Raw genomic sequence first — 13,360 nt, forward strand, 5'->3', positions numbered from 1 at the left:
CCCGCCGTGACCTACTCCGCTCTGGTGGCGCCGCTGGTGCTGGCCGGCGTCGGGACTGATCGCCAGGCCGACAGAATGATCGGATCAGTCCAGCTTGATCCAGACCCCCTTCGTGTTCAGGTACTCGTCGAGCTGTTCAGTGCCGCCCTCACGGCCATATCCGCTCATCTTGTAGCCGCCGAAGGGCAATGCAGGATCGATGGCGTGGTAGGTGTTCACCCAGACCGAGCCCGCGCGCAGGCTGCGCGAGACGATGTGGGCCTTGCTCACGTCGCGCGTGAAGACACCGGCCGCAAGCCCATATGGCGTCGCATTGGCCCGTTCCACGGCTTCATCAAGCGTGTCGAACGGCAGCGCGGAGATGACAGGACCAAAGATTTCGTCACGGGCGATCTGCATGGTGTCGGAGACGCCGGCGAACACCGTCGGCTCGACGAAGTTGCCCTTGGCGAGGTTTCCTTCCTTCAACCGCCTGCCACCGGCCACGACCTTCGCGCCCTCCTCGCGTCCGCTGCGCAGGAAGCCTTCAACCTTGTCGAGCTGCCGCTCGGAAACGAGGGGGCCGATGTCCGTCGAGGGATCGGCGCCATCGCCAATTTTCAGGGCCGAGGCAAACTTGCCCAGCCGTTCGACCAGTTCGTCGTGAATGGCCCGCTCGACGAACAGCCGCGAGCCGGCGATGCAGATCTGGCCTGAATTTGCGAATGCCGCCATTGCGGCAATCGGAACGGCCTTGTCGAGGTCGGCATCGGCGCAGACGATGACGGGTGACTTTCCGCCAAGCTCGAGCGACACCCGCTTGAGATTGCCGGCAGAGGCACGAATGATGGCCTGCCCGGTTGCCGTGGAGCCCGTGAAGACGATCTTGTCGACGCCCTGATGTTCGGCCAGAGGCGCACCGGCCTCAGGCCCGGTCCCTGTCACGACGTTGACGACACCGGGCGGCACGCCTGCCTCATTCATCAAATCCGCGATCAGGAGCGGCGTCAGCGGCGCCTCTTCCGAGGGCTTGAGCACGATCGTACAGCCGGTCGCAAGCGCAGGTCCGATCTTCCAGACCGACGCCGCCGTGGGCGCGTTCCAGGGAATGATCGCGCCGACCACGCCGACGGGCTCCTTCCGCGTGAACGAGACGATGTCGCCTGGAAGCGAATTGTCGACCGTCTGCCCGTGAATCGCGGTCGCCATGCCGGCGTAATATCTCAGCATGCCGAGCACGCGGAGCTTGTTCGCCCGCGTCCTCACGATCGGCATGCCCATGTCCGCCGTGTCGGACTGGCTGATCTCCTCCCAATGCTTCTCAAACAGATCGGCGATGCGCAGGAGCAGCGCCTGCCGCTCGAACGGCTTGAAGCGGCTCCATGGTCCGACGAAGGCCCGACGCGCGGCGGCGACCGCGATGTCGATGTCGACGGCATCGCCACGCGGGACATGGCCGATCACTTCGCCCGTTGCCGGGTTGCGCGTCTCGAAGACTTTCCCCGAGCGCGCCTCGACCCAGGTGCCATCAACGAACATCTTGCGAGTTCGGCCGTCTACGGGAAATCGGATCTCGGTCTTTGTCATTCGCTCAGTCTTTCCTGTCTCAACGCTCATTCTCTGGCCGGGCTGCCGGCTTCGCCTTGCGAAGCAGCCGTGCCAGGTCCGAAATATAGGCTCGGCCATGGCCGCCTTCGACCGCGGCTGCGGTGGCAGAGCCGACGCCGTCTGCGATCGCTTTGGAGGCGCCGGAGCCGTTCGCCATCATCTGGTCGTAACCGATATGCTTTAGCGCATTGGCGACGAAGAAGGGAACGGTGACGACGTCACCCGTCACCAGAGCCGGAACAGGCACATCGATCATTGAGAAAGACTGACACCCCGTTCAGGATTACTGCGGTGACACGGGACGCATTTGGCTAGACCTGCACTGAGGTCAGCTTTTTCAGGCAGCGCAGCGCAAACGATGAGCGGCTGTGGCGAATGCCTGGAATGCGATAGAGCTTCTCGCGCAGAAAGCGTTCGTAGCCGGCGGTGCTTTCGACCGCGACCTTCACGACGTAGTCGTAGTCGCCGGTGGTGAGATAGGCCTCGATCACCTCCGGCAAGCTCGTCAGCAACTGGCCGAAACGCTCGAGCATCTCCTCATCGTGGCGATCGAGCGTCAGCTCTATGATAACCGTCTCGGGCAGGCCGAGCTTGTCCTGATTGAGCAGCGCAACGTAGCCATCGATGTAGCCCTGCGTTTCCAGACGCTTCAGCCTGTTCCAGCACGGCGTGGTGGAGAGCCCGATTCTTTCGGCGAGTTGCGCCGTGGTCAGGCGTGCATCCTGCTGCAGGGCGCGCAGGATCTTGCGATCGATCTCGTCGAGCCGAAGCGCATCCTTGCGCGGTGCCTTGACCGGCCTTGTGGCACGCCTGGCTGGCGCCATACCGAGAACTTCTTTCTGGATTTTCCAACAATATGTAGAAATTTCCTCCTACCCATCCATGGTATACCGAGATTAATGGAACGACAATCCTGACGTTTGGCAGTACCGTTTCCTAAAAGCATGAGACCAACGCGGTGTTTTTGCTCGAACTCCAGACCAGCGATATGCACGCCGCACTCGGCCGCCTGCTCGACCAGACGCGTGTCGCGGGACTTCGGCTCGCGGCCGTCAGCGCACCGGCGGACGCGAGCGAATGCCGCATCTCGGCTTCCATAGACATCGATGATCGCGACGCTGTCGACCGGATCGCTCGCCGCGTCGGCGCGTTGTTCTGCATCGATGCGATCGAGGTGAGAGGTGAAAGCCAATGCCCGACTCGGACCTCACACATGACACCATGAGCCCGCGGCGCGAGGTGGCTCCATCCCCCGCGCCTGCGCCACTGAAGCTGCACGTGCCCGAGCCGGCAGTGCGCCCGGGCGGCACGCCCGATTTCTCGAACATCCGCATCCCGCGCGCCGGCCAGGTCGATCGTCCCAGCGTCGACGTCGATCCCGAGGCCATCCGCGATCTCGCCTTCTCCGTCATCCGTGTGCTCAATCGCGACAGCGAAGCGGTGGGGCCCTGGGCCGGGGCGCTCTCGGACAGTGAATTGCTCGAGGGGCTGCGCCACATGATGACGCTGCGTGCGTTCGATGCGCGCATGCAAATGGCGCAGCGCCAGGGCAAGACCTCGTTCTATATGCAGCATATGGGCGAAGAGGCGGTGAGCTGCGCCTTCCGCAAGGCGCTTCTTCCGGGCGACATGAATTTTCCGACCTATCGCCAGGCGGGGCTCTTGATCGCCGGTGGCTACTCGCTGGTCGAGATGGCCTGCCAGATCTACTCCAACACGCACGATCCCCTGAAGGGGCGCCAATTGCCCGTGATGTATTCCTCCAGGGAACACGGCTTCTTCTCGATCTCGGGCAATCTCGCCACCCAGTACATCCAGGCGGTCGGCTGGGCGATGGCGTCCGCCATCAAGAATGACACCAAGATCGCCGTTGGCTGGATCGGCGACGGTGCAACCGCAGAATCGGACTTCCATGCCGCGCTGGTGTTCGCTTCGACATATCGCGCGCCGGTCGTGCTCAACATCGTCAACAATCAATGGGCCATCTCGACCTTCCAGGGGATCGCGCGCGGTGGCTCCGGCACGTTCGCCGCGCGCGGTCTCGGCTTCGGCATTCCGGCGCTGCGCGTCGACGGCAACGACTACCTCGCAGTCCATGCGGTCGCGAAATGGGCTTGCGAGCGCGCACGCCGCAATCTCGGCCCGACCCTGATCGAACATGTCACCTACCGCGTCGGCGCTCACTCCACCTCCGATGACCCGGCAGGCTACCGGCCGAAGACGGAATCCGACGCATGGCCGCTCGGAGATCCCGTGATCCGGCTGAAGAACCATCTGATCGTTCGCGGTGCCTGGTCGGAGGAGCGGCACAAGCAGACGGAGGCCGAGATCCTCGACACCGTAATCTCGGCGCAGAAGGAGGCCGAAAGCTACGGCACGCTCCATTCCGAGCAGCGGCCTACGGCACGCGACATGTTCGAGGGCGTGTTCGCCGAGATGCCTCCGCATCTGCGCCGCCAGCGCCAGGAAGCCGGAGTCTGAACCATGACACGCCGGACCATGATCGAGGCCATCAGGGATGCCATGGACGTGATGATGTCGCGCGACGACGGTGTCGTCGTGTTCGGCGAGGATGTCGGCTATTTCGGCGGCGTGTTTCGCGCCAGCCAGGGACTGCAGGCGAAATACGGAACGAGCCGCTGCTTCGATACCCCGATCAGCGAGCTCGGCATCGTCGGCATCGCGGTAGGCATGGCGGCCTACGGATTGAAGCCCTGCGTCGAGATTCAGTTCGCTGACTACATGTATCCTGCCTACGACCAGATCGTCTCGGAGGCTGCACGGCTGCGCTATCGCTCCAACGGCCAGTTCACCTGCCCGCTTGTGGTTCGCATGCCGACCGGCGGCGGCATCTTTGGCGGGCAAACGCACAGCCAGAGCCCGGAAGCGCTGTTCACCCACGTCTGCGGTATCAAGACCGTCGTGCCGTCGAACCCGCGCGACGCCAAGGGTCTGCTGATCTCGGCCATCGAGGATCCCGATCCCGTCATCTTTCTCGAGCCGAAGCGCCTCTATAACGGTCCGTTCGACGGCCACCATGACCGGACGGTGACGCCGTGGTCGAAGCACGATCTAGGCGAAGTCGACGACGGCCATTTTGCAATTCCGCTCGGCAGCGCCGCGATCCGCAGAGAGGGCAACGCCGTCACCATCCTCGCCTACGGGACGATGGTTCATGTCGCCGAGACCGCCGCGAACGAAACCGGTATCGACGCCGAGATCATCGATCTTCGCTCACTGCTGCCGCTCGATCTGGATACCATCGAAGCCTCGGTGAAGAAGACCGGACGCTGCGTCATCGTGCATGAGGCAACGCTTACCTCCGGCTTCGGGGCCGAGCTCTGTGCGCTGGTCCAGACGCGATGCTTCTATCACCTTGAAGCCCCCATCCTGCGCGTCGCCGGCTGGGATACGCCCTACCCGCACGCGCAGGAATGGGACTACTTCCCTGGCCCGGCGCGCATTGGCCGCGCGCTGATCGAAACGATGGAGGCCTGAGATGGCCGAGCGCGTGGTCAGGCTGCCCGACGTCGGCGAAGGCATCGCGGAAGCCGAACTGGTGGAATGGCACGTGAAGGTCGGCGATGTCGTTCGTGAGGACGCCGTGCTCGGCGCCGTCATGACCGACAAGGCGACCGTCGAAATCCCCTCGCCGGCTGACGGACGCGTCACCTGGCTCGCCGGCAATGTAGGCGATCTTCTCGCCATCGGCTCGGACTTCGTTCGGCTGGAGCTCGACGGCAAGAGCGAACCGGCGCCTGAGGCGGCAAAAGTGGCATCACCCGCGGCAAGCGCCGAGGCCAAAGGGGCGGATCACGGCGCAACCATCCCGCGCGCGCCGGCGGGTGCACAGAAATCGAAGCCCTTCGCTGCGCCACGCCATCACGCGGCCGAACGGCCTTTGGCCGCTCCTGCCGTCCGGCTCCGTGCGCGCGAAGCTGGCGTCGATCTGCGGCAGGTTCACGGCACGGGTCCGGCTGGGCGGATCACTCACGATGATCTCGACGCTCTTCTCTTGCGCGGCGGCGCTGGAACGCCAGCGACGCCGCACCAGGCCCAAACTGCTGTCACCGACATCAAGATCGTCGGCTTGCGGCGCAAGATCGCCGAGAAGATGTCGATTGCGAACGCGCGCATCCCGCACATCACCTATGTCGAGGAGGTCGATGTCACGGCGCTCGAGGATTTGCGCGCGAAGGTCAACGGGCGCAAGCTGCCGGACAAGCCGAAGCTGACATTGCTGCCGTTTCTGATGCGCGCCATGGTGCGCGCGATCGCCGAGCTGCCGCATCTCAATGCCCATTTCGACGATGAGGCCGGGATCGTGCACCAGCACGCCGGCGTTCATATCGGAATCGCCACCCAGACCCCGACCGGCCTGATGGTCCCCGTCGTCAGGCATGCCGAAGCGCGCGACCTCTGGGGTTGCGCCAGTGAGATCGCCCGGCTTGCGGAAGCCGCCCGAAACGGCAGCGCCACCCGCGACGAACTCACCGGCTCAACCATCACCATCACGTCGCTCGGCGCCCTCGGCGGGCTGGCGACGACGCCCATCATCAATCACCCGGAGGTCGCGATCGTCGGCGTCAACCGGATCGCGATCCGGCCGCACTGGGACGGTTCGGCTTTCGTCCCGCGCCAGATGATGAACCTGTCGTCCAGCTTCGATCATCGCGTGATCGATGGTTTCGATGCCGCTCGGTTCGTGCAGCGCATCAAGCTGCTTTTGGAGACGCCGGCGATGATTTTCATTGACTGAAAAAGCGATGACCGAGATCACCTGCAAGCTCCTCGTCATCGGCGCCGGCCCCGGCGGCTACACCTGCGCGATCCGTGCCGGCCAGCTCGGCATCGATACGATCGTCATCGAAGCCGAAAGGCCGGGTGGCACCTGCCTCAATGTCGGCTGCATTCCCTCGAAGGCCCTGATCCACGCGGCCGACGAGTATGAAACCATTGCGATTGCCGCCGGGGGCAAGAGCGCGCTCGGAATTTCGACCGCAAGGCCGTCGCTCGACTTCGCCAAGACCATCGCCTGGAAAGACGGCATCGTCAGGCGCTTGAACGGCGGCGTGGCTGGCCTGCTGAAGAAAGCCGGCGTCAGGCTGATTGCCGGGCACGCTCGCTTTCGCGACGGCAAGTCGATCGAGGTCAAAACGCAATCCGGCTCGCAGATGATTCATGCCGAAGCGGTGGTGATCGCGACGGGGTCTGAGCCGATTGCGATTCCGACTCTGCCGTTCGGAGGTCGCGTGATCTCCTCCACCGAGGCCCTTGCGCTGACCGAGATTCCGGACAGGCTGATCGTGGTCGGCGGCGGCTATATCGGTTTGGAGCTCGGCACGGCGTTCGCAAAGATGGGCGCGGCCGTCACGGTCGTCGAGGCCGCTCCACGCATTCTGCCGCAATATGATGCCGAACTGAGCGAGCCTGTGGGAAGGCGCCTCGCCGCGCTCGGGGTCGGCGTTCTGACAGGCGCGAAGGCGAAAGCTCTCGTTTCGGACGGCAGAGCGCTCGCGGTCGAGACCGCCGACGGCCAGCAGACGACCCTCGATGCCGACAAGATTCTGGTGACGGTGGGCCGCAGGCCTGTGACATCAGGATTCGGCCTCGAGACCCTCGATCTCGACATGAACGGATCTTTCATCCGGATTGACGACCGATGCCGTTCTTCGATGCGCGGCGTCTTCGCCATCGGCGACGTCACCGGCGAGCCGATGCTGGCGCATCGCGCCATGGCGCAAGGCGAGATGGTCGCAGAGATCGCCGCCGGCCGTCACCGCGCCTGGGACAGGGTTTCGATCCCGGCGATCTGCTTCACCGATCCCGAGATCGTCACGGTCGGCTTGTCGCCGAGCGAGGCGAGCGATCAGAGCTTCAACATCAAGACGGACCGCTTTCCGTTCAAGGCCAACGGCCGCGCACTGACGCTGGAGCGCGAGGACGGCTTCATCCGGACCGTGGCGCGGGCGGACAATCATGTTCTGCTTGGCATCCAGGGCGTCGGAGCCGGTATCGCCGAACTTTCTGCGGCCTTCAGCCTTGCGCTGGAAATGGGCGCGCGGCTCGAGGACGTCGCCCTCACCGTCCACGCGCATCCAACCCAAAGCGAGGCCCTTCAAGAGGCCGCTCTGAAGTTGCTGGGCCACGCAATTCACATCTGAAACATAGAGGGAGAAGCTGTGAGCCGGAGAGGGGACCGACAGCTACGTGCTCGGCAAGATCAGCGTCAACTCAGTCTTCCCGATCCCGGACGGCGCGCCGGCAGAGCTGCGCAGATGAGAATCCGTTCTCCGGCCCCGGTGCGCAGTCACGCGGCAACTTCGATCGGTGCCTTCGCGCCGGTCATGAAGGCAACCGCATCCGACATCGTGTAGGCCTTGGGATCGATCACCGTGAGCCGCCGACCGAGTCGATGAATATGGATGCGATCGGCTATCTCGAACACGTGCGGCATGTTGTGGCTGATCAGGACCACCGAAACGCCGCGCCGCCGCACATCGAGGATCAGTTCCAGCACCCGACGCGATTCCTTGACGCCGAGCGCCGCAGTCGGTTCGTCCATGATGACGACGCGCGAGCCGAAGGCCGCAGCCCTCGCAACCGCCACACCCTGGCGCTGACCGCCCGACAGGGTTTCGACCCGCTGATTGATACTTTGCACGGTCATAAGGCCAAGCTCGGTGAGCTTCTCGCGGGCGACGCGCTGCATGGCCTTGCGATCGAGCATGCGGCAGATCGTTCCGAGCGGCCCGGCCCGGCGCAGTTCGCGGCCGAGGAACATATTGTCGGCGATCGATAGGCTGGGCGACAGAGCAAGCGTCTGGTAAACCGTCTCGATGCCGGCCGCCTGAGCGTCGAGCGGCGAACGAAATGCGACTGTCTTGCCGGCGAGTTTGATCTCGCCTGAGTCCGGAACCAGTGCGCCCGAGAGCGCGCGGATCAGCGATGACTTTCCGGCACCATTGTCTCCGATCACGGCCAAGATCTCGCCCGGATAGAGATCGAAGTCGGCATGATCGAGCGCCGTCACGCGGCCATAGCGCTTGTTGAGGCCGCGGGCCTGAAGGAGCGGAGTTGTACCGGGAACGTTCGATCCTGTGCTCATGCCGACACCTTGCGAATCCATTGGTCAAGCGCCACTGCGATGATGATCAGCCAGCCGACGGCGAATTCTTGCCAGAGCACGTCGACATCGGACAATGCGAGCCCGTTGCGAAATACGCCGACGATCAGCGCGCCGATCAGCGTGCCGATAATCGAACCACGCCCGCCGAACAGACTAGCGCCACCGACGACCACCGCAGTGATGCTGTCCAGATTGGCTGTCTGGCCGGCCTGCGGGCTGATCGAGCCAATGCGTCCGATCAATGCCCAGGCACCAAGCGCGCAAATCACGCCGGCGATCACATAGACACTGAAGAGAATGCGGTCGGTCCGGATGCCGGAAAGCCGCGCCGCATCGGGATCGTCGCCCACCGCATAGAGATGGCGCCCGAAGGCGGTGCGATTCAGCACGAACCAGATCAACGCCACGAGGCCGAGCATGAAGAAGGAGCCGTAAGTGAAGCGGGCGCCAAGAATGTTGACCGGCGTTCCCAATGCCTGCAGCAGCGGGGCGATTTTCGCGACCTCCTGCGAACGGATGGTCTCTGACGCCGAATACCAAAGATTGAGCGCGAAGAAGATCGACCACGTCCCGAGCGTCACGATGAAAGGCGGCAGCTTGAGTCGGGTCACGAGCGTACCATTGATCACGCCGCAGCCGGCACCTGCGGCAACGCCGACAACGAGCGCGATCGGAGCCGGCAGTCCCATGGTGACCGCGAGCTTGCCCATGATGACGGAGCACAGCACCATGATGGCACCAACCGAGAGATCGATGCCGGCGGTGATCACGATCAACGTCTGCGCCGCCCCGATCACGCCGATGATCGTGACCTGCTGGATGATCAGCGACAGGTTGAACATCGACAGAAAACGCGAGCCGACGGTGAAGCCGAACGCCGCAACGCTGAGCAGCAGCACGATCGCCGGCACTGCTGTCGGATTGGCGTGCAGGAAATGCTGAAGCTTCTGCAGCGGCGATCGCGCACGAACCTCGAACTCGGCGACGCGACTCTCGCCCTTGTCGAGCACGAGCTCGAAAGCCTGGGCAACCGGGCGGCTACTGCCGATGTCGGTCATGACCATTTTCCTCGTTGCATGCGGGGATCTGCCCGTCCGATCGCGGAAGGGTTTCCGGCTTTTGGCGCCCGGCTCGCGGGCGCCAATCCTTGGCGGCGACGACAAGTCAGAGCTGCGATCAGCCCCAGCACTTCTTCAAGGCAGCAGCGCTGTCGATCGACGGCATTTCGCCAACGGGCTTGTCGGTGACGAGTTCGACGCCGGTATTGACGAAGTCGAGACCGGGCGACGCCTTCGGCTTGCCGCCGCCGGTGGCAAAGGTCTTCACCGCCTCAACGCCCTTCGCCGCCATCAGCAGCGGGAATTGCATGGAGGTGGCGCCGATGACGCCGTCCTTCACGTTGCGCACGCCAGGGCAACCGCCGTCGACCGAAACGATCAGCACGTCCTTGTCGCGGCCAACCGAGCGCAACGCCTCGTAGGCTCCCGCCGCCGCAGGCTCGTTGATGGTATAGACGAGCGAGATGTCCGGATTCTTCTGGAGCAGATTCTCCATCGCCTTGCGGCCGCCTTCCTCGCTGCCGAGCGTCACATCGTGACCGACGATGCGCGCATCCTTCTCGTCACCGATCTTGGCGGGGTTGCCGAGATCGATGCCAAAGCCTTTCAGAAAGCCCTGATCGCGCGCGACATCGACCGAGATCTGGTTCACGTTGAGGTCGAGCAGCGCAATCTTCGCCGATGCCGCCTTGGCGCCCAGCGTCTTGGCAGCCCATTGGCCGATCATTTCGCCAGCCAGGAAATTGTCGGTGGCAAACGTTGCATCAGCCGCATTCGCCGGATCGAGCGGGGTGTCGAGGGCGATGACAAGAATGCCCGCCGCCCGCGCCTTCTCGACAGCGGGGACGACCGCGCGGGAGTCGTTTGGTGTGATCAGGATGCCCTTGGCACCGGCGGCGATCAGGTTCTCGATAGCCGCGACCTGGCTCTCATTGTCGCCGTCGACCTTTCCGGCAAACGAGCGGAGCTCGACATCATTCGCCTTGGCCGCCTCGTCGGCGCCGGCCTTCATCTTCACGAAGAACGGGTTGGTGTTGGTCTTGGTGATGAGGCCCACGATCGGCTTGTCGGCCGCGAAACTACTGGTGGCGCCCAGAGCCAGCGCGAACGCTGTGAATAGTCCGAGTGACTGACGCATCAATTCCCTCCTCGTTAGTCGTTTTGTTGGCCTGCACGGTTTCGACCGCGTGGTGGGGCATCCTAGAGAGCGCAAAACGACCTTGTCAATAAATAAATCATCCCGATTTATTAATTGACATACATTGCCGACTGCGGTCATTGTAGCGGCCGACTGCCGGGAACGGCCAATCGACCTGTCGCAAGGACGGATTCCCCGGATTGTGAGGAGCCGAAGATGGAAGAAACAGCCGCGGTTGCTGGAACTACGGTGGCCTTCCCCGGCGACAGCCGCGGCACCACTCAAACCGGCGTGAGACTGTACAACGAGCGCCTGATCCTCTCCCTCATTCGGCGCCATCGTAGTCTCGCCAAGGTCGAGATCGCGCGCCTCACCGGGCTTTCGACTCAAACCACGACGGTGATCATCAATCGGCTGGAAGCCGACGGACTGCTCCGTGCAGGCGAACCGCAGCGAGGCCGCATCGGCCAGCCGTCGGTCCCCTATTCGCTCAATCCGGACGGCGCGTTTGGACTGGGACTCATGATCGGCCGTCGCAGCTCCGATCTGGTGTTGATGGATTTCGCCGCCGGCATCCGCGCCAGACGACGCGTGATCTACTCCTTCCCGTCCCCCGAAGAGATCATGGCATTTGCCGAACGCGAGATGCCTGGTCTTCTCGCCGAGTTGCCAGAAGCCCAGCACGACAGGATCAGCGGCATTGGCGTCGCGATGCCATTTGAGTTGTGGAATTGGGAAGCTGACCTGCAGACACCACCCGGCGCGCTCGGCAAATGGCGTGGCTTCAATGTTGCTGCCGAACTGTCGCGCCGTTTCGCCCCTTGGCCGGTGCGCGTCAGCAACGACGCGACTTCGGCATGCGCAGCCGAACTCACCTTCGGTGCCGGCGCGGCGTATCGGGATTTTGCCTATTTCTACATTGGCGCCTTCATCGGCGGCGGCATTGTTCTGAACGGCAGCCTCTTCCCGGGACGAAGCAGCAATGCCGGCGCGCTCGGCTCCATGCCGATCATGCGGCGGGAGGAAAATGGTGAGGCAAGCCTTCAGCAATTGATCCGCACCGCTTCGATCTATCAGCTCGAGCGCCGACTGATCGCCGCTGGCCGACCAGGCACCGACATCTGGCTCTCGCCCGACGACTGGTCGAGCTTCGAGGAGCCGCTGGAAGCGTGGGTTTCCGAGGCGGCCGCAGCGCTGGCGCAGGCGATCACCGCCCTGCTCGCAGTGATCGACTTTGAAGCCGTCATCATCGACGGGGCCTTTCCGGTCGATGTGCGCCATCGCCTCGTCGAGCGCACAAAGGAACATTGGGCCGGTATGGACCGGCAGGGCCTCACCGACGCTGTCGTGGTGGAGGGCTCGATCGGGCGCGATGCGCGCGCGATCGGCGGCGCGGCGCTGCCGTTGCTCGCGGCGTTCGCTCGCGACCACGACGTGCTCTTCAAGGATTGAGCATGGTCGTCCTGATGAACGAGGGTCACACATCATGATTCTTGTCTGTGGCGAAGCCCTGATCGATCTGTTTGTGAGGGCGCACGGCGGGTCCGCGATGTCGACCCATGCCGTTGCTGGCGGCTCGCCCTTCAATGTTGCTGTTGGTCTCGCTCGGCTCGGGGTTCGAACGGCGTTCCTGAGTGGCATTTCGCGCGATCATTTCGGCACGTTCCTCGCGGACAGGCTCGCTCGCGAGGGCGTGGACGGCAGCTTTCTCGTGCGAAGCGACCGGCCGTCCCCGATCTCGATCGTGGCGACGACCGGTGACGGCCAGCCAAACTATACTTTCCACGGCGAAGGCGCGGCAGATCGCTCGCTGAGACTTGCCCATCTCCCCCGCACGCTGCCGGACGATATTCAGGCTCTGACCTTTGGCTCCTATTCCATGGCTGTCGAGCCGGTCGGCTCGACGTTTGCCGCGCTCGCCGAGCGCGAGCATGGCCGCCGCGTCATCAGCGTGGATCCGAACGTGCGACCGACCGTCGTCGGCGACATGAAAAGCTGGGCCATCGCCGCGGAACGCTTCTACCGGACGGCTACGATGATCAAGGCGAGCGACGAGGATGTCCGCATTGCGTGGGGCGGTCGGGCCTCGATTGCCGATGCGGCCGCCTACTGGCTCGCGTGCGGGGCGCATCTGGTGGTCGTGACCGAGGGAGCAAAGGGCGCAACCGCCTTTTCGACCACTGGCAGCGTCTCGGTGCCCGGTCGTTTCACGGTCGTGCGCGACACAGTGGGCGCCGGCGATACATTCCACGCCGCGCTGCTTGCGCAGCTTGCGAAAACCGGCCGGCTCCGTCCCGAGGCCATTGCGGCGCTCGACCCGCCTGATATCCGCGAGTTGCTCGCTTACGCGACGGCTGCCGCTGCCATCACGGTGTCCCGCGATGGAGCCGACCTGCCGACCGCCGCCGACATCGATGCGAGTACGGAGCCATGCCATGCTTGACAGAG

Annotated in this window: 13 protein-coding genes; 7 read left to right on the forward strand and 6 right to left on the reverse strand. The window is 63.9% G+C overall.

The genetic code is table 11. From position 1 onward, the window contains the following. Positions 1-84: 84 nt before the first annotated feature. Genes AOQ71_RS22135 through AOQ71_RS22145 form a run of 3 tightly spaced genes read right to left on the reverse strand, consistent with a single transcriptional unit; the run spans position 85 to position 2,411 of the window. Complete coding sequence (locus tag AOQ71_RS22135; protein ID WP_057750974.1) at positions 85-1,566, reverse strand: aldehyde dehydrogenase family protein; 1,482 nt, start codon at positions 1,564-1,566, stop codon at positions 85-87. Between the two features lie 19 nt (positions 1,567-1,585). Continuing rightward, positions 1,586-1,843 carry a hypothetical protein gene (locus AOQ71_RS22140; protein ID WP_057750977.1) on the reverse strand — a complete coding sequence of 86 codons (258 nt, stop codon included), beginning with the start codon at positions 1,841-1,843 and terminating at the stop codon, positions 1,586-1,588. A gap of 55 nt (positions 1,844-1,898) precedes the next feature. After that, complete coding sequence (locus AOQ71_RS22145; RefSeq protein WP_057750980.1) at positions 1,899-2,411, reverse strand: Lrp/AsnC family transcriptional regulator; 513 nt, start codon at positions 2,409-2,411, stop codon at positions 1,899-1,901. A gap of 134 nt (positions 2,412-2,545) precedes the next feature. On the opposite strand from AOQ71_RS22145, the gene AOQ71_RS22150 reads away from it, so the two are divergent. From AOQ71_RS22150 to lpdA, 5 genes are read left to right on the forward strand one after another with little or no spacing between them, the layout of a single operon-like run. Further along, on the forward strand, positions 2,546-2,812 hold the full coding sequence (locus AOQ71_RS22150) for a hypothetical protein (protein WP_057750983.1): 267 nt from the start codon (positions 2,546-2,548) through the stop codon (positions 2,810-2,812). After that, positions 2,809-4,068 (forward strand): 3-methyl-2-oxobutanoate dehydrogenase (2-methylpropanoyl-transferring) subunit alpha, encoded by a 1,260-nt coding sequence (locus AOQ71_RS22155; RefSeq protein ID WP_057750986.1) that lies wholly within the window; start codon positions 2,809-2,811, stop codon positions 4,066-4,068. Before AOQ71_RS22150 ends, AOQ71_RS22155 begins: the two co-directional genes overlap by 4 nt. Before the next feature lie 3 nt (positions 4,069-4,071). Continuing rightward, positions 4,072-5,085, forward strand: a complete 1,014-nt coding sequence (locus tag AOQ71_RS22160; RefSeq protein ID WP_057750989.1) for an alpha-ketoacid dehydrogenase subunit beta — start codon at positions 4,072-4,074, stop codon at positions 5,083-5,085. Position 5,086: 1 nt separating this feature from the next. Next, positions 5,087-6,346: a dihydrolipoamide acetyltransferase family protein gene (locus AOQ71_RS22165; protein WP_057750992.1), complete on the forward strand. Its 1,260-nt coding sequence runs from the start codon at positions 5,087-5,089 to the stop codon at positions 6,344-6,346. Between the two features lie 7 nt (positions 6,347-6,353). After that, the gene (gene lpdA, locus AOQ71_RS22170; protein WP_057750995.1) at positions 6,354-7,751 is read left to right on the forward strand and encodes a dihydrolipoyl dehydrogenase; all 1,398 of its coding nucleotides are present in this window, start codon (positions 6,354-6,356) and stop codon (positions 7,749-7,751) included. Between the two features lie 146 nt (positions 7,752-7,897). Here lpdA and AOQ71_RS22175 read toward each other — a convergent pair whose 3' ends face one another. The 3 genes from AOQ71_RS22175 to AOQ71_RS22185 form a co-directional block, all read right to left on the reverse strand. Further along, the gene (locus tag AOQ71_RS22175) at positions 7,898-8,716 is read right to left on the reverse strand and encodes an ATP-binding cassette domain-containing protein (RefSeq protein WP_083514402.1); all 819 of its coding nucleotides are present in this window, start codon (positions 8,714-8,716) and stop codon (positions 7,898-7,900) included. Then, positions 8,692-9,774 carry an ABC transporter permease gene (locus AOQ71_RS22180; RefSeq protein ID WP_157083617.1) on the reverse strand — a complete coding sequence of 361 codons (1,083 nt, stop codon included), beginning with the start codon at positions 9,772-9,774 and terminating at the stop codon, positions 8,692-8,694. The genes AOQ71_RS22175 and AOQ71_RS22180 overlap by 25 nt, the downstream gene beginning before the upstream one ends. 118 nt (positions 9,775-9,892) lie before the next feature. Beyond that, positions 9,893-10,912 (reverse strand): sugar ABC transporter substrate-binding protein, encoded by a 1,020-nt coding sequence (locus AOQ71_RS22185; RefSeq protein ID WP_057751000.1) that lies wholly within the window; start codon positions 10,910-10,912, stop codon positions 9,893-9,895. Positions 10,913-11,128: 216 nt separating this feature from the next. Between AOQ71_RS22185 and AOQ71_RS22190 the strand changes: the two genes are divergently transcribed. After that, positions 11,129-12,364, forward strand: coding sequence for an ROK family transcriptional regulator (locus AOQ71_RS22190; RefSeq protein WP_057751002.1), 1,236 nt, complete (start codon positions 11,129-11,131; stop codon positions 12,362-12,364). 34 nt (positions 12,365-12,398) lie between these two features. Next, entirely contained in the window at positions 12,399-13,355 is a 957-nt protein-coding gene (locus tag AOQ71_RS22195; protein WP_057751007.1) for a carbohydrate kinase family protein, read from the forward strand. Positions 13,356-13,360 lie beyond the last annotated feature (5 nt).

Source organism: Bradyrhizobium manausense (assembly GCF_001440035.1).
Taxonomy (GTDB): domain Bacteria; phylum Pseudomonadota; class Alphaproteobacteria; order Rhizobiales; family Xanthobacteraceae; genus Bradyrhizobium; species Bradyrhizobium manausense.